Genomic DNA, 16,177 nt, shown 5'->3' with positions numbered 1-16,177 from the left:
AATACTTTTTTAGTAATATTGCTTAAAATTACAACGATTTCGTACCAAGTCTAACAATGCAAACTATAAGAATATGTTAAAATAATCTAAGTTTGTAAAAATTAATTAAATCAGAATTATGAAAAAGAACCTATTTTTATTAGGATTATTAGTTTGCTCTATGGCCACAATGGCGCAAACAGAAAAAGCAGATAAACCAGAAAGTTGGTATTTTAAATTAGGAGGATCTTATTTTATTCAGACTGCTGCAACTGAATTTCCAACTGTAGGAGGAAATCTTCCATTGGATAGAACTTTTGTAGGAGGAAAATTAGTTTCTGAAGAAAGTGTTACAGGTTCATTTGGTGAAGGTTTTAGAACAGGAATAACAGCTGGATATAGATTTAATGCTCGTTTAGGAGTTGAGTTGGGAGTTAATTACTATACTAGTAAAGATAAGACAATGGCACAAACCAGATCAGATGTGCCTATTACGCCAGCTGGTGTATACGCTTTTAAATCAGTAGGTCAGATTACTGCTTTTGATTTAGCGCCTGCATTGGTTTTATTTTTAGGAGAACACAAAGGTTTTGAACCATATACTAAAGTAGGTGTTTTAGTTCCTATTCATGGGGATTTAGAAATCACTTCTGATGCGTACGCTCCAATTGCTTTTAATCCAACAACAGGAGCTCCGGTTGCTTTTGGAAATGTTCATAGTGTTGATAAAGTAAAACCAAATCCAACAGTTGGGTTTGTTGCTGCTTTAGGAACATCTTATAAATTAGGAAAAAACATTTCGGTTTTTGGTGAATTGGAATACCGCAACTTTACTGTACACGGAAAAACTAAAGAAACTACAGAGTTTAATGTTAATGGAAATGATGCTCTAGCTTCTAGAAGCACTTCTCAAATACATACAAATTACAGAGATAGATTAGACGTCAATTCTAATAATGCTTTAACAAATCCGAATGGTGTTGATAAAACAAAACCGATGGATGAGTTAAGTTCTTACGTTGGAATTTCAGGTTTAGGTTTGACTTTGGGGCTTAAATACAGTCTATAATTCTAAAGAAATTTATAGTTTATAAAAAGAGAAAGAGGATATTCGTTTAGAATATCCTCTTTTTTTGTGCTTTTGTCATTTCGACGAAGGAGAAATCTTCGCCAGAAGCTCGACAAAGATTGAATTCTCGTTGCGGAGTTTCTGGCGAAGATTTCTCCTTCGTCGAAATGACAAGATTGTGCGATATAAATTGTTTCAACAGATTAAAATCCGTTGCTACAAAATGCTCCGTTCCTCCCGAACCCTACGTAAAGAGCCTTCGGCTCGATTTATTTTGTAGGGATGGATTTTAATCCATTCATCGCGATGATGATATTTTAGAAAATTATTTCGAATTCCTAAACTCCTTCAAAACTTGATCAATTACCCAGGTTGTTCTTGCTGCTGATGTTCCTCTTGAAGGATTAATACCTTCATTGCCCAGAATTTCAGCCACTACAGTTTCGACAAGAGGCTGTTGAATATGAAGTGGATTTTCAATAGTGATGCTTTCTTTTTCGCCATTTGTATATTGAATATGTATCGGGTCGTTGCCGAAAGTAGAGAAAGAGATTTTTCCTTTATCACCAACAATATCAGTGTTGTCATAACGTTCAAAACTGGCAAAATTCCATAAACCCGTTCCGTGAATTCCATTTTCGAATAAAAAGGACATCGAAACCGAATCTTCAGCAGGATACGCTTTAAGCTGAGAACTTGCATGCCCGCGAACAGATTTGATCGGGCCTAAAACAAAATCAAGAAAATCTAACGTATGACAAGCCAGATCAACAAAGATTCCGCCACCTGAAATATGTGGCAAAACTGTCCAGGGCAAATTGATTTCGTCATCGTATCTTTCTTCAAACGGATGATATAAAACGCAATTTACATGTCTTACAGTTCCAATTTTATTTTGATCAATTAGTTCTTTTATTTTTAAAAAGCGAGGTAAACTTCTTCTGTAATAAGCTACAAATAATGGAACGTTGTGTTCTTTGCAAATACTGATCATTTCGTTACATTCTTCAAAATTTAGCGCCATTGGTTTTTCTACGTAAACCGGTTTTCCGGCTTTGGCACACAAAATAGTATATTCTTTGTGAGAGGATGGAGGAGTAGCGATATAAACGGCATCGACCTCAGGGTCATTAATTAAATCCACAGCATTCGAATACCATTTGGGAACATTATGGCGTTTCGCATAATCTTCTGCAAGTTTTGCATCTCTTCGCATTACCGCAACTAAAGCCGAGTTAGGCGATTTTTGAAAAGCAGGTCCGCTCTTAACTTCGGTTACATTACCACAACCTATAATTCCCCATTTTACAATTTTCATTTTTCTGGTTTTTTAGTTTCTCAAATTTAAAAAAGGTTTGCCACGAATTGCACTAATTTTCCCGAATTATTTTTTCATATAGATTTTGCAGGATTTAATTTTACCGCAAAGCACGCAAAGATTTTATGCTTAGAGGATTTTATAAAAACACAAAGTTCGCAAAGCTTTGTATTGAACCAGCTTTGCGAACTTTGTGTTTTTACAAAGCCAAGCTGATACAAAAACTTTGCGTGCTTTGCGGTAAAATTCTTCACAAAAAACAAAGCCACGAACTCACAAAAATAATTCGTGAATTCGTGGCTAATAAAATTAAAAGGTTAAAGTTTTATTTTTTAGGTAAAGCTTTAAATCCCATATTGTAAAGCGTGAACGCCTGAATGTCTACATTCTCCTGGATCGTAGCGGCAACAGATTTTCCTGCTCCGTGACCTGCTTTTACATCAATACGAATTAAAACCGGATTAGGTCCTGTTTGTTTTTCTTGTAATTCAGCAGCGAATTTAAAACTATGTGCAGGAACTACACGGTCATCATGATCTCCAGTGGTAACCATTGTTGCAGGATATTTAACTCCTGCTTTTACATTTTGTACAGGAGAATATCCTTTTAGGTATTCAAACATTTCTTTGTTGTCCTGAGCTGTTCCGTAATCGTAAGCCCAACCTGCACCTGCAGTAAAAGTATGGTAACGTAACATATCCATTACACCAACTGCCGGCAACGCCACTTTCATTAAGTCAGGGCGTTGAGTCATTGTTGCTCCAACTAATAAACCTCCGTTAGAACCTCCACGAATTGCTAAGAAATCTGATGAAGTGTATTTTTGGGCGATTAAATATTCGCCTGCCGCAATAAAATCATCAAATACATTTTGCTTTTGCAATTTAGTTCCGGCATCGTGCCATTTTTTACCGTATTCTCCACCACCTCTTAAGTTGGCAACAGCATATACGCCTCCGTTTTCTAGCCAAACCGCATTTGCAATGCTGAAACTTGGCGTTAAACTAATGTTGAATCCACCGTAACCGTAAAGAATAGTTGGATTTTTACCGTCTAATTTCGTTCCTTTTTTATAAGTAATAATCATCGGGATTTTTGTTCCGTCTTTTGAAGTATAGAATACTTGCTTAGATTCGTAATTTTCACTTTTAAAATCCACTACAGGTTTTTGATATACTTCAGATTTACCAGATTTTGGTTCCAATGAATAAATTGTTCCCGGAGTTGTGTAATTCGTAAAGCTATAGTATAAAGTTTTTTCTTCTTTTTTACCGCCAAATCCACCAGCAGTTCCTACAGCAGGAAGTTTGATTTCGCGAATAAGTTTACCACTGTAATCATATTGTTGTACAAATGAAACAGCATCTTTTGTGTAATTAGCAAAGAAAAATCCACCACCGGTTGAAGGTGATAGGATATTTTGAGTTTCTTTGATAAAATCTTTCCAGTTTTCAGGTTTTGGATTGCTTATATCAACAGTAACAACACGTGTATTTGGCGCATTTAAGTCAGTTTCGATAAACAATTTAGTTCCTTCATTCTCGATAATCTGATTGCTGCTGTTAAAATTATCTACAATCGTTACAATCGGACTATTTGCTTTCGTTAAATCTTTGATATATAATTCGTTTCCGTAAGTAGAATTAGCAGCAGAGATTACCAAATATTTATCATCTTCAGTAACATAACCACCTACGTATCTTCTTTTTTGATCAGCACCAAAAATCACTTTGTCTTCTTTTTGAGCAGTTCCAAGTTTGTGGTAATACAATTTATGCTGATCCGTTTTTGCAGATAATTCGCTTCCTTTTGGTTTTTCGTAACTAGAGTAGTAAAACCCTTCGTTTCCGTGCCATGCAACACCACTAAATTTTACATCTACCAAGGTATCTTCGATCGCTTTTTTAGACAAAGCATCAATAATGATTACTTTTCTCCAGTCGCTTCCGCCTTCAGAAATGGCGTAAGCCGCTTTATTTCCATCTTTAGAAAAATTTAAACCGCCAAGAGAAGTTGTTCCGTCTTTAGAAAAAGTATTTGGATCTAAGAAAACTTCTTCTTTACCATCTTTTCCTTTTCTATAAATAACCGACTGATTCTGAAGTCCGTTGTTTTTAGAATAATAAGTAAATTTTCCTTCTACAAACGGAGCACTGATTTTCTCATAATTCCAAAGTTTTTCCATTCGTTTTTTAAGTTCTTCACGAAACGGAATTTTATCTAAATACCCATAAGTAACCTCATTTTCAGCTTTTACCCATGCACCGGTTTCAGCTGATTTGTCATCTTCAAGCCAACGATAAGGATCGGTTACTTTTGTGTCAAAATAGACGTCAACTGTTTCGCCTTTTTTGCTTTCGGGATATTGAATTTTATTCTGCCCGAACGAAATTCCTGCAGTTGTAATTGCCATTATAAGAAATGTTTTTTTCATAATTTATGTTTAACAGTTGTCACAAAAATAGCGTTTTTTGTTAGATCAATGCTTATTTAACCGCAAAGTCCGTAAAGATTTTATTTAATAAAGCTTTTAAAAAATACAAAGTTCGCAAAGACTGAAATCAACATATTGGCTTTGCGAACTTTGCGTTGATGTAGAAAAAGACTTTGCGAACTTTGTTTTTAAATGAGATTACAGATTGAAGTTTACTCCCAGAACAATATTTCGTCCTATATTAGGAATTCCGTCTGTTTTTAATCTTGATAAATGCGCAATATATTTTTGGTCGAATAAATTGTTTCCGTTCAGGTTCACATCAAATGCGTGTTTGCCTAGTTTTACTGTGCCTCCAAAACCAAGATTTACCAATGTATATCCGTCTGAAGCGGTTTCAAAACCACTCACATTTTTCTGTGCAAAAGTTGATGAAACATTTAATGAAGCATATCCCTCTTCGAACCAGTTATTGATTTTAAATTCAGTTCTTAAAGTATTGTTCCAGTTGTTCGCAGGAATCAAAGGCAAATAATCATTGTTTGCTTTTTTACCTGTTACAGTTTCAAAACTCGTTTCAAAATGCAGCCAGTCTAATGGATGAGGATGAAAATGCAAACCAACTTCACCACCATATAATTTGGCATTGTCCTGAACATACGCAAAAACATCATTATCATCGCGAACTTCTCCCGTTGGCGAAGTGAAGATATAATTGTTTACGTGATTGTAGAATCCGTTAATAAAAAACTCAAAATGCGTGTTTTTGTACTCTAAATTCAAATCAGTCTGAACGTTTTGTTCTGTTTTTAAGGCAGCATTTCCAATTTCGTAGCGGTTTGTTCCTTCGTGAACCCCGTTTGAAGTTAACTCGGCTAAATTTGGAGCTCTAAATCCTGTCGCAACATTCAATCGAAGTGTCAATGGTTCTGCCAGTTTTGTTTTATATCCCAATGAAGCATTAAAACTATCAAAAGATCGGTCAAGAGGTAAAAAATAACCTTCTTCACCTTCGGTACCATGCGCTATTGAGGTAATGTTTCGATTGTCAAAACGTAATCCGGCTTGTAGAACACTATTGTCCCATTCGTAATTTGCAGTTCCAAAAACCCCGAAATCATTGGTTGTAGCATCCGGAATCAGGTATTCTTCGCCTGAATTTTTGTTTGTTTGATGCATTCCCTGAACGCCCAGAATAGTTTCAATTTTGCCTAGTTTAGGAAAATGATATTTGGCATTATAATTAAAAGTGTTCAGTTTCATGTGAAGCGAGGCTTCATTACTGTCTTCAAACTCGCTTCGGTCATTGGCGATATAGCCTAAATCAACATCTAATTTCGAATTTTCAAAAAAGATAACGTTGTTTAAACTCAATAAATGATTGAAAATTCCTTGTCTCGGAAACTCTGTGTTTTTACTTGTAGATTGTTCTCCAATTCCATTATCCGGCATTCCAAGATCAAGCTTGTTGTAATTGTATCTCAAAACACTAGAGAAACTAGAGTTGCTGTAGCCAATTCCGGTTTTAAAATCGGTTTCGTTGTAACGCGTGTTGGTTACACGATCGCCATCGGCAATTTTGTAATCAGAATGGGTGTTGAAACTTCCGCGGGCTAAAAATTTCCAATTATCAGTAGATGTTTTTAATCCAATAGAAGAATTGCTTCCTTGCGTATTCGTGAAGTATTTTTGACTAAAATTTGCCTTGAAAGTATTCGCATCAGCAAATTTTTCAGGATTAAAATATAAAACACCGCCCAAAGCATCAGAACCATATAATAAAGAAGCAGGTCCTTTAATGACTTCAACACTTTCGATTCCGGCATCGTTTAAACCTAAACCATGTTCGTCTCCAAATTGTTGGTTTTCGATACGAACACCCTGAGAATAAACCAAAACACGATTGCCGCTCAATCCGCGAATTACCGGTTTCCCAATAGATGTTCCCGTAGAAATTTGCGAAACTCCCGGAATTGTTGCCAAACCTTCGATTAAAGTTGAAGTTCCTTTTTGCTGCAACGTTTTAATGCTTTCATGCTCCACTTTCATTACGTTTTGCGATTGCAATTTGTTGAAAGGTGTTGAAACTACTACTTCATCCATTTCAAAAATAGATTCGGTAAGGGTGATATCAATAGTGTTTTCTTTTAATAATTTAGAAATTGATTTACTTTGAGTAGTAAAACCCACGAAAGTAAAAGTAAGTCTGAAGCTTCCGTTTGGAAGATTCTTAAATTCGTATTTCCCGTTTTGATCCGTTGTAGTTCCTTTATGCAATTCTGGCGCATATACAGATACATTGGCCAATGGCTGGTTTTCAAGATTTGTTACTGTTCCTGAAACCGAATTTTGAGCAGAAAGAATGCCCGAGAACCCTAAAATAAGGGCTAATATTATTTTTTTCATTTGAAAATGATACTATAGTTAATTGGAAGAATTTATCCTTTAAAGCAAAAACTAAAATCAATAGTAAAATTTGCCGATCCTTGAAGTTTCAGGATGGGGAAATTGACTAACTTTTTTTGAATTAGATTTAAAAGAATTTGATTGTATTTCGACTATTTCGAAATTAAGAAACTATAGCAGAAGGCGGCCCTCGTAATTGATAAGGGTTTTCTGAAATTGAAAATATTTTTTCGGAATGGGTGAAAAAATAAGGGATTTCGTAGTTGAAGGTATGAAATTCAAAAGCAAATTGTTCCGGTAAAATATAACTTCCAAAAACAAAATGACAAACAAAACACACATCGTAATCATTATGCTGATGCGTTATTTCACCATTAGGATCGTTATAATTATGGTGGCATTGTTTTTCTGAAAGTTGCTTTACAATATGCTCATAACTGTGTATCGACTGAAACAATATTGAGAACAATACCGTTAGAGCCAAAGAAACACTTAGTATGAGCTGTTTTCTTTTCATTTCACGACAAAGGTATAAAAGATCAAACTATAATTGATTTATTTTTTGATTTCTGTTCTTGATTTTGATGAAAAAAGTACAACGAATGATTTTATTCTTCATCAAAAAGAGAATAATTGAGATCTAATTGCATCCTGAGCTAGCATTATATTATATTTGTAAGTAAAATAAATTTACTCTAAAAAACGTTTACTTGAAAAACTCTTTAAAACCAAAATACGATATGCGATTACTTTTTAGTTGTTTGTTTTTAGTATCGTTTTTCAATTCTTTTGCGCAAGACGTTAAGCCGGAGATAAAACCTATTGTAAAAATAGATTCTTTGTATCGTGAAGATCAGTTTTATTTTTCGGTTACTTATAATCTTTTGGTTCAGGCGCCGTCTGGCTTAAAACAGGATAAATTTTCTGCAGGACTTTCTGCAGGTTTTTTGCGTGATATGCCCATCAATAAAACAAGAACCCTTGCAATTGCAGCAGGTTTGGGATTGAGTTATCAAAACTTTTATCAAAACCTGACCATTTCAAAATCTCAGGATGGTGCGCAAATTTATGGTGTAAATGGCTATGGCGAATTTGTGTCGAACAGATATAAGCAATATTCAGTTGATCTGCCAATTGAGTTTAGATGGAGGAATTCTACGTATGAAAGTTCCAAGTTTTGGAGGATTTACAGTGGAGTAAAACTGAGTTATGTTTTCTCAGACAAATCGATTTTAAAAGATGGAGAAACAACGTATAAAATTTCTAACAACAAAGATGTCAATCAGTTTCAATATGGAGTTTACATTTCAGCAGGTTATAATACCTGGAATGTTTATTGTTATTACGGACTAAATAGTTTGTTTGATAAATCAGTAAAAACCGTTTCTACCGGCGAAAGTATCAGTATGAAAGCCATGAATATTGGTTTGATTTTTTATATTTTATAGCCACAAATACAAAAACAGTAACTGCGGAACGATTCCTATAAAGGTTCCAATCAATAATTCATTTGGCGAGTGCGCTTCCATTTCTAAACGAGAAGAGGCTACAACGCCTGTCATTAAAATCAAAAAAGCAGCCCAATACGGATTGTGCATTTGAAGATGCATGTTTAATCCGATAGCAAAAATGGTAAATCCGCTAATGGCCATCATGTGCAAACTCGCTTTTATTTTAAGCATAGCAAAAACCAAAGCTAAAATGGTACTAAACAAAGCGCCCAGGAAAAAGAAATGCAACTCTGGATAACGTGCAATAACAATGCTTCTTTTTACCAGTAAAATATATAAAAAACATTGCAGTACAAGCGGAATTTTGCGCTGTGAAGTTTCATGAACCATGACTGATTTTACATGCCCGGTTGAACGAAGCAATAAGAAAAACAATATAGGTACTAAAATCGTAATGATTAGAATCTGGAATAAAACATAATATTTTTCCTGATTCGTAAAAGCATCGTTTTTGCAAAAAAGATAAAATAAGGTGGCATACATCGAGATAAAAATCGGATGTAATATATACGAAAATAAAGGAAGGATTCTTTTCAAAACGTTGTAATTAGTGGTGTTAGCAAATATAAACAAATAATGTTTTTTTGCCACGAATTGCACGAATTAGCACGAATTATTTTTTTTGCCACAGATTAAAATAACTAAAAAAGATTTCTTTTTCTATGCCGGTTTTTTGCCACGAATTTCACGAAATAACACGAATTATTTATTGTAATTCTTAGCAACTTTTATTAATCTGCGAAAATCTTTTTAATCTGTGGCAAAAAAATAACCACAAAGAATTAGTGAGAATTTGTGCAATTCGTGGCAAATCTTTTTATTAATCTGCGAAATCATTTTAATCTGTGGCAAAAAAAACAACCACAATAATTAGTGAAAATTTGTGAAATTCATGGCAAACCTTTTTTTAAATTTGACAAAAAGAATTTTCAATGAGCATAAACTTAAAAAGCCTTATCCCGGTTCTTGATGCCGAATGGATTGGCTCAGAAACTGATATTTTTATTAATCATATTTCAATCGATAGCCGTTCCTTACAAAACGGATCTGAAACTTTGTTTATTGCCTTATCAGGTGTTAATAATGATGCTCATTTGTATATCGAGGAACTCATTGCACAAGGTGTACAAAATTTTGTTGTACAATATATTCCTGAAAATTGTGTCGGAAAAGCTAATTTTCTAGTCGTTAAAAACACTTTAAAAGCGTTACAGGAATTTGCAGCTTATTATCGTAATCTTTTCGATTTTCCTGTTATCGGGTTAACCGGAAGTAATGGTAAAACGATCGTAAAAGAATGGCTTAATTTCTTGTTGAGTCCTGATTTTAATATTATCCGAAGCCCAAAAAGCTATAATTCTCAGGTAGGAGTTCCGCTTTCTATAATGGCAATCAATGAGAAACACAATTTAGGGATTTTCGAAGCCGGAATTTCTACTGTTAACGAAATGGTAAACCTGGAGAAAATCATTAAACCTACAATTGGTGTGCTAACTAATATAGGAAGTGCACATGATGAAGGCTTTTTAAATTTAGTGCAAAAGATCGACGAAAAATTGATTTTATTCAAAGACTGTCCAGTAATAATTTATCAAAAAAATGAAATCGTAGATTCTTGTTTGTCTCAGTTCGTTGCCGAATATATGATGCATCCCAGAACACTTTTTTCGTGGAGTTTTACAGATGCTTCTGCTGATGTTTTTATTTTAAATAAAGAAAACAAAAGCGATTCAACACATATTAAATACCAATATAAAGAGGAAGTTTTTAATTTAGAAATTCCTTTTAGTGATACAGCTTCTATAGAAAATGCCATTTCATGTCTGGCAGTTTTACTGTATTTGAATTATGATTTCGAGACCATTCAAAATAGATTTAAGCGTTTGTATCCTGTGCATATGCGTCTGGAAGTTAAAAACGGAATCAATAATTGCAGTATAATAGATGATAGTTACAGTTCAGATTTTGAATCGCTTACAATTGCTTTGGATTTTTTAGAAAGCCAAAAGAAAAAAAATGCTTCAAAAACAGTTGTTTTGTCTGACATTGTTCAAAGCGGATTTTCTAATGAAGAATTATATTCGAAAGTAGGGCAATTAATTGCCGATAATAAAATAAACAGAGTAATAGGAATTGGAACTACAATTTCGGCTTTTAAATCTAAATTTTCTAATGTTGTTACTTTTCAAAACACCGCCGAATTTATTGCTCAGATCGAAAACCTGAATTTCGAAAATGAAACTATTTTAATAAAAGGAGCAAGATCATTTCAGTTTGAAGAAATTGTGTCACTGCTGGAAGAGAAAACGCATGAAACAGTTCTTGAAATCAATCTGAACTCGATTAGTTATAACCTTAATTATTACAAATCAAAATTAGCCAATAACGTGAAGTTAATGGTGATGGTGAAGGCGTTTGGTTATGGCAATGGAGGCTTGGAAATTGCCAAATTACTCGAACATCATAAAGTTGATTATTTAGGTGTGGCTTTCGCCGATGAAGGAATCTCGCTTAAAAACGGCGGTATAAAACTGCCTATTATGGTGTTGAATCCTGAATCGACCAGTTTTCCTTCGATTATTCAGTACCATCTTGAACCTGAAATTTATAGTATAAAAGGTTTAAAAGCTTTTCTGAAAATTGCCAGAGAAAAGAATTTAAAAGACTTCCCAATTCATATTAAATTAGATACAGGAATGCATCGTTTGGGTTTTGAAGAAAATACGCTCGAGGAACTGATTCAGACTTTAAAAGGAAATTCGACAGTAAAAATAAAAAGTGTTTTGTCGCATTTGGCCACAAGCGATGAATTACAGCATTATGATTTTGTGATCTCTCAGATTAATTTATTCGAAAAACTGTCATCGAAATTAATTTCAGAATTAAATATAAATCCTATTCGTCATATTCTAAATACGTCCGGAATTAGCAATTTCCCGGATGCACAATACAATATGGTACGTTTAGGAATTGGTTTGTACGGAGTTTCAAACGATCCGGCAGAACAAAAATATCTGGAAAATGTAAGTACATTAAAATCGATTATTTCTCAGGTTCGCACCATTCCTGCCGGCGACAGCGTGGGTTACGGACGTCGTTTTATGGCTTCGAAAGAAACTAAAATTGCAACAATACCCATTGGTTATGCTGATGGTATTTCTCGTTTATGGGGAAATCAGGTGGGTTATGTAGTGATAAAAAATCAGAAAGCATTTATTGTAGGAAGCGTTTGTATGGATATGCTCATGGTTGATGTAAGCCATATTGATTGTAAAGAAGGCGATTCGGTTATTATATTCGGCGAAAGCCCAACAGTTATGGAGATGGCTGCAGCACTAAAAACCATTCCGTATGAAATTATGACCAGCATTTCGCAACGCGTAAAAAGAGTATTTTTTAGATAGATTTTGAAACTTTGCTGAAAATTCCGTATTTTCGATATGAATTAATTTATAAACTAAAAGAACAATTATGGGGATGTTTTCAGAATTTAAGGAATTTGCAATGAAAGGCAACGTAGTCGATTTGGCTGTCGGTGTTATAATTGGAGCTGCTTTTGGCAAAATTGTGAGCTCATTAATTGAAAATGTAATTACGCCATTAATATTAAAACCGGCTTTAGATGCAGCACATTTATCTACGATAGAAGAGCTAACAGCTTTTGGCGGTGTAAAATATGGTTTGTTTCTTTCGGCAGTAATTAACTTTCTAATTGTTGCTTTTGTTTTATTCTTGATTATTAAAGGAATAAACCATGCAAAAAAGAAAGAAGTTCCGCCACCGGCTGCACCAGCAGGACCAACTCAGGAAGAATTGCTTATACAGATTAGGGATTTATTAAAAAATAAACAATAATATACTATACCGCTACACTAAGTCTAACTTAACCGCTTCTTAATTGAGGCGGTTTTTTTTATTTTGTTTGATTTGTAACATTTTGTTATTTTTTGTGAAGCGCCTTGTTTTGACTTTTATATTGTATACTTTTGCAGAGTAAATTAGATTAATTCATACTAAAGATATAAAAATGAGAATAGCCGTTGTAGGTGCCACTGGTATGGTTGGCGAGATAATGCTTAAAGTTTTAGCAGAAAGAAATTTTCCTGTTACAGAATTAATTCCTGTGGCTTCTGAAAAATCAGTTGGAAAAGAAATTGAATATAAAGGTCAAAAATATAAAGTTGTAGGATTACAAACAGCAGTTGATTTAAAAGCTGATATCGCTCTTTTCTCAGCCGGAGGAGATACTTCGTTAGAATGGGCACCAAAATTTGCTGCAGCGGGAACAACGGTTATCGATAACTCATCGGCATGGAGAATGGATCCGACAAAAAAATTAATCGTTCCGGAAATCAATGCAGATACTTTAACAAGTGCAGATAAAATTATTGCAAATCCAAACTGTTCTACTATTCAAATGGTACTCACTTTGGCTCCATTGCACAGAAAATACAACATCAAAAGAATCATTGTTTCTACTTATCAATCGATCACCGGAACTGGTGTAAAAGCAGTAAGACAGTTAGAAAATGAATACGCAGGAGTTCAGGGAGAAATGGCTTATAAATATCCAATTCACAGAAATGCAATTCCACATTGCGATAGTTTTGAGGAAAACGGATATACTAAAGAAGAAATGAAATTAGTTCGTGAGACTCAAAAAATCCTTGGTGATAACACGATCAGAGTTACCGCTACTGCAGTTCGTGTACCAGTTGTTGGCGGACATAGTGAAGCAGTAAACGTAGAGTTTACAAATGATTTTGATGTAAACGAAGTTCGCGAAATTTTGCACCATACAGATGGAGTAGTAGTTCAGGATAATTTAGATACATTTACCTACCCAATGCCATTGTATGCTGAAGGTAAAAATGATGTTTTTGTAGGTAGAATTCGTCGTGACGAAAGCCAGCCAAATACATTAAACATGTGGATCGTTGCCGATAACTTAAGAAAAGGTGCTGCAACAAACACGATTCAAATCGCTGAGTATTTAATTCAGGCAGGTTTGGTATAAACCAGAGATTAAAGAAAATTGTTATAAAGAAAAAGCCGTAATTGCAGTAATGTAATTGCGGTTTTTTTGTTTCTTGTAGTGACGTTTGATGTTGCACAAAATAAAATGAAGAATTGACGTTTAAGTAAAAAGGAAATAATATTATGAATGAATTAATCGAAAAGTTAGACAGGCAATTAGCGGGATTACGGCCAGAATATTATCAGGAACTTAAACCTTCATTGAGCGATTTAGAAATTCAAAACTTAGAAGAGCAATACAAAATCCGGCTTCCTGAAGATTTAAAAACGCTGTACAAATGGAAAAACGGGCAAAATCAAAACTGTTACGAGTCTTTTGTAAACAACTCTATGTTTGTCTCTTTAGAAGATGCATTAGATACAGCAGCAGAACTTACATCAATGATTGGTTCTGATTTTGAAATTGAAAATTGGTGGAATGAAAATTGGATTCCTGTTTTTCATAATGGAGGAGGAGATTATATTTGTTTGGACTGCGAAGGGACTTTTACCAAAAATCCTGGACAATTAATCGAATTTTGGCATGCGGACGAGGATAGAAATGTAATAGCTTCCAGTTTAGAAGTTTTTATTTCGCAAATCGTTAAGTATTATGAAGAAACCAATCCTCAGGATTTTGATGAGTATTTTGAAATAGAAAATGCAGATAATTATCCGCAGGTATTCACCGTTGAATAATTTGCAATAATTGGTAGGGATTAAATTTAAGGGGCAATTAAGAAGCAATATAATCATAAAGTAGAAAAACTATGAAAACAGAGACAAGTCATTTTTGGTTGGGGAAATTCAAATCAGAAGAGGAGTATTTTGATTTTGTGGGTGAAGATAATGCGTATTATGAAGATGATGAGGTAGAGGAGAAATTCATCTCTGATTTTGCAAAATCACAGGGAGAGAATTTTTTAGATCATGATTTTATGGAAAGCGGATTTGAAAATGAAGCTATTTCTTTCGAAGAAAAATTTTTGAAATATTCGTATGCTAAGCAATGGATTGCTGAAGTAAAAAAGAGATTAAGTGACCAAAATCAAAATCTGGAAGATGTTAATACGCTTGTATTTATTTCGAAAGACCAAATTGAAAAACCTGTTTCGATAATGAATTCTAAATGTGATTTGTTATATATAGGAGAAATCGAATACGATATTTGAGTATCAGAGATATAGTTTTATAATTGTGCTATGTGTTTTTTAAAGTGAAATGACTGGTATACATTTTCAAAATCTATGTTTCTATGTGTTAAAATAAAAGACAAAGATTGATGAAAAACGTATCTTAGCTATTATAAATACAAATAAAATGAACTTCGACAATTATAAAATAATTCCAAATTACAAGACCAATAAAACCGACTTATTTCTTGCTGAAAATGAAGATATTCTGGCTTGCGAAAAGACTTTGAATATTGCTTTTGATGAAGATTATAAAGAGTATGTTTTGAATTACGGAAGCGGAATTCTGGGCGGAACTTACGTGCGTATCTATCTTCCGGAAACTATTATACTAACGATGGATGAATGGAAAAGCCGCATTACCGAATATTGGTTTTGGGATGATGGTAAGGATGTTTTATCAAAAGAAGAAGTGCTTCGTTCAGTTCGAATTGGAGATACTTACGACGGAGATGAAATTATTCTTTTTAAAAACGAATACTTTATTCTGCCTAGAGAAAGTGAAATGATCTATAAAGCAGGAAATACACTTGAAGAAACCATAAACTGGCTCTGTTCCTCAGGAATTCTCACAGAAGCCTTTTCTGAAAGAGAATTTGAGCCTTTTGAGCAGCAAAGCTAAATGTTGTGGAGAAACAATAAATGGCGACTATTTTTTACCGCAGAGAAACAAAGATTTTATCTAAGAATGTTTTATAAAACACAGAGTTCGCAAAGCTAAATCAAGATACAGCTTTGCGAACTTTGCCTTTATAAAAAGCTAAGAGTATAAAAACTTAGCGATCTTTGCGGTAATTTTTTTTGCTTCAGAGGTTTTAGGATTGACTGCCTTTTGATTCAGTGAGCTTGCATAAATTCTAAATAAAAATTCCAAATCCCAAAGAGCAGTTGCTAGTTGAAATTTGGAATTTTTAAAAATTGTAATTTATTTTTTAGTATTCAGGTGCTAATTCTAATTCTAATCCTTCTAACTCGGTAGTAATTGGAATCTGACAACCTAAACGGCTATTTGATTTAACGTAAAATGCTTCCGACAGCATGGCTTCTTCTTCATCTCCCATTTCAGGTAATGCAACATCATTAAGAACATAACACTGGCAAGAAGCACACATGGCCATTCCGCCGCAGGTTCCTTCAACAGGTAGTTCGTATGCTTTGCATAACTCCATTATATTCATTGCCATATCAGTTGGAGCTTGTAACTCGTGTATAACTCCTTCTCGATCTTTAATCTTTATTAATACATCCATT

The 16,177-nt window shown here is 34.1% G+C and carries 14 protein-coding genes; 8 read left to right on the top strand and 6 right to left on the bottom strand.

Translation table 11 applies throughout. From position 1 onward, the window contains the following. Nucleotides 1-118: 118 nt before the first annotated feature. Nucleotides 119-1,048 carry an outer membrane beta-barrel protein gene (locus FLP_RS21340; RefSeq protein WP_065451530.1) on the top strand — a complete coding sequence of 310 codons (930 nt, stop codon included), beginning with the start codon at nucleotides 119-121 and terminating at the stop codon, nucleotides 1,046-1,048. Between the two features lie 325 nt (nucleotides 1,049-1,373). On the opposite strand, the gene FLP_RS21335 is transcribed toward FLP_RS21340, so the two are convergent. From FLP_RS21335 to FLP_RS21320, 4 genes are all read right to left on the bottom strand, one after another. Then, a complete protein-coding gene (locus tag FLP_RS21335) occupies nucleotides 1,374-2,366 on the bottom strand; it encodes a Gfo/Idh/MocA family protein (protein WP_065451529.1) in 993 nt (330 codons plus the stop codon). Between the two features lie 325 nt (nucleotides 2,367-2,691). After that, nucleotides 2,692-4,800 (bottom strand): prolyl oligopeptidase family serine peptidase, encoded by a 2,109-nt coding sequence (locus tag FLP_RS21330; RefSeq protein ID WP_065451528.1) that lies wholly within the window; start codon nucleotides 4,798-4,800, stop codon nucleotides 2,692-2,694. Between the two features lie 198 nt (nucleotides 4,801-4,998). Beyond that, nucleotides 4,999-7,206 (bottom strand): TonB-dependent receptor, encoded by a 2,208-nt coding sequence (locus FLP_RS21325; protein ID WP_065451527.1) that lies wholly within the window; start codon nucleotides 7,204-7,206, stop codon nucleotides 4,999-5,001. A gap of 163 nt (nucleotides 7,207-7,369) precedes the next feature. Further along, nucleotides 7,370-7,723 (bottom strand): hypothetical protein, encoded by a 354-nt coding sequence (locus FLP_RS21320; RefSeq protein ID WP_065451526.1) that lies wholly within the window; start codon nucleotides 7,721-7,723, stop codon nucleotides 7,370-7,372. 193 nt (nucleotides 7,724-7,916) lie between these two features. Between FLP_RS21320 and FLP_RS21315 the strand changes: the two genes are divergently transcribed. Next, on the top strand, nucleotides 7,917-8,654 hold the full coding sequence (locus FLP_RS21315) for a porin family protein (RefSeq protein WP_317044553.1): 738 nt from the start codon (nucleotides 7,917-7,919) through the stop codon (nucleotides 8,652-8,654). Here FLP_RS21315 and FLP_RS21310 read toward each other — a convergent pair. Beyond that, nucleotides 8,649-9,254 (bottom strand): hypothetical protein, encoded by a 606-nt coding sequence (locus FLP_RS21310; protein ID WP_065451998.1) that lies wholly within the window; start codon nucleotides 9,252-9,254, stop codon nucleotides 8,649-8,651. The two genes, FLP_RS21315 and FLP_RS21310, sit on opposite strands and share 6 nt — an antisense overlap. A gap of 395 nt (nucleotides 9,255-9,649) precedes the next feature. Here FLP_RS21310 and FLP_RS21305 point away from each other — a divergent pair, with 395 nt between their 5' ends. The 6 genes from FLP_RS21305 (at nucleotide 9,650) to FLP_RS21280 (ending at nucleotide 15,548) form a co-directional block, all read left to right on the top strand. Next, on the top strand, nucleotides 9,650-12,121 hold the full coding sequence (locus FLP_RS21305) for a bifunctional UDP-N-acetylmuramoyl-tripeptide:D-alanyl-D-alanine ligase/alanine racemase (RefSeq protein ID WP_065451525.1): 2,472 nt from the start codon (nucleotides 9,650-9,652) through the stop codon (nucleotides 12,119-12,121). Nucleotides 12,122-12,188: 67 nt separating this feature from the next. Beyond that, a complete protein-coding gene (gene mscL, locus FLP_RS21300) occupies nucleotides 12,189-12,572 on the top strand; it encodes a large conductance mechanosensitive channel protein MscL (RefSeq protein ID WP_065451524.1) in 384 nt (127 codons plus the stop codon). 172 nt (nucleotides 12,573-12,744) lie between these two features. Continuing rightward, complete coding sequence (locus tag FLP_RS21295) at nucleotides 12,745-13,734, top strand: aspartate-semialdehyde dehydrogenase (protein WP_065451523.1); 990 nt, start codon at nucleotides 12,745-12,747, stop codon at nucleotides 13,732-13,734. A 143-nt stretch (nucleotides 13,735-13,877) separates the two neighbouring features. Then, nucleotides 13,878-14,432 (top strand): SMI1/KNR4 family protein, encoded by a 555-nt coding sequence (locus FLP_RS21290; protein ID WP_065451522.1) that lies wholly within the window; start codon nucleotides 13,878-13,880, stop codon nucleotides 14,430-14,432. Nucleotides 14,433-14,503: 71 nt separating this feature from the next. Then, a complete protein-coding gene (locus FLP_RS21285; protein WP_065451521.1) occupies nucleotides 14,504-14,905 on the top strand; it encodes an immunity 22 family protein in 402 nt (133 codons plus the stop codon). 148 nt (nucleotides 14,906-15,053) lie between these two features. Then, entirely contained in the window at nucleotides 15,054-15,548 is a 495-nt protein-coding gene (locus FLP_RS21280) for an SMI1/KNR4 family protein (RefSeq protein ID WP_065451520.1), read from the top strand. A gap of 310 nt (nucleotides 15,549-15,858) precedes the next feature. Here the strand turns inward: FLP_RS21280 and FLP_RS21275 are convergent, their stop codons facing one another. Next, a complete protein-coding gene (locus FLP_RS21275; protein WP_026982672.1) occupies nucleotides 15,859-16,176 on the bottom strand; it encodes a 2Fe-2S iron-sulfur cluster-binding family protein in 318 nt (105 codons plus the stop codon). Nucleotide 16,177: the final 1 nt, after the last annotated feature.

This window comes from Flavobacterium piscis (assembly GCF_001686925.1).
Classification (GTDB): domain Bacteria; phylum Bacteroidota; class Bacteroidia; order Flavobacteriales; family Flavobacteriaceae; genus Flavobacterium; species Flavobacterium piscis.
This window is presented reverse-complemented; position numbering and strand designations above follow the sequence as displayed.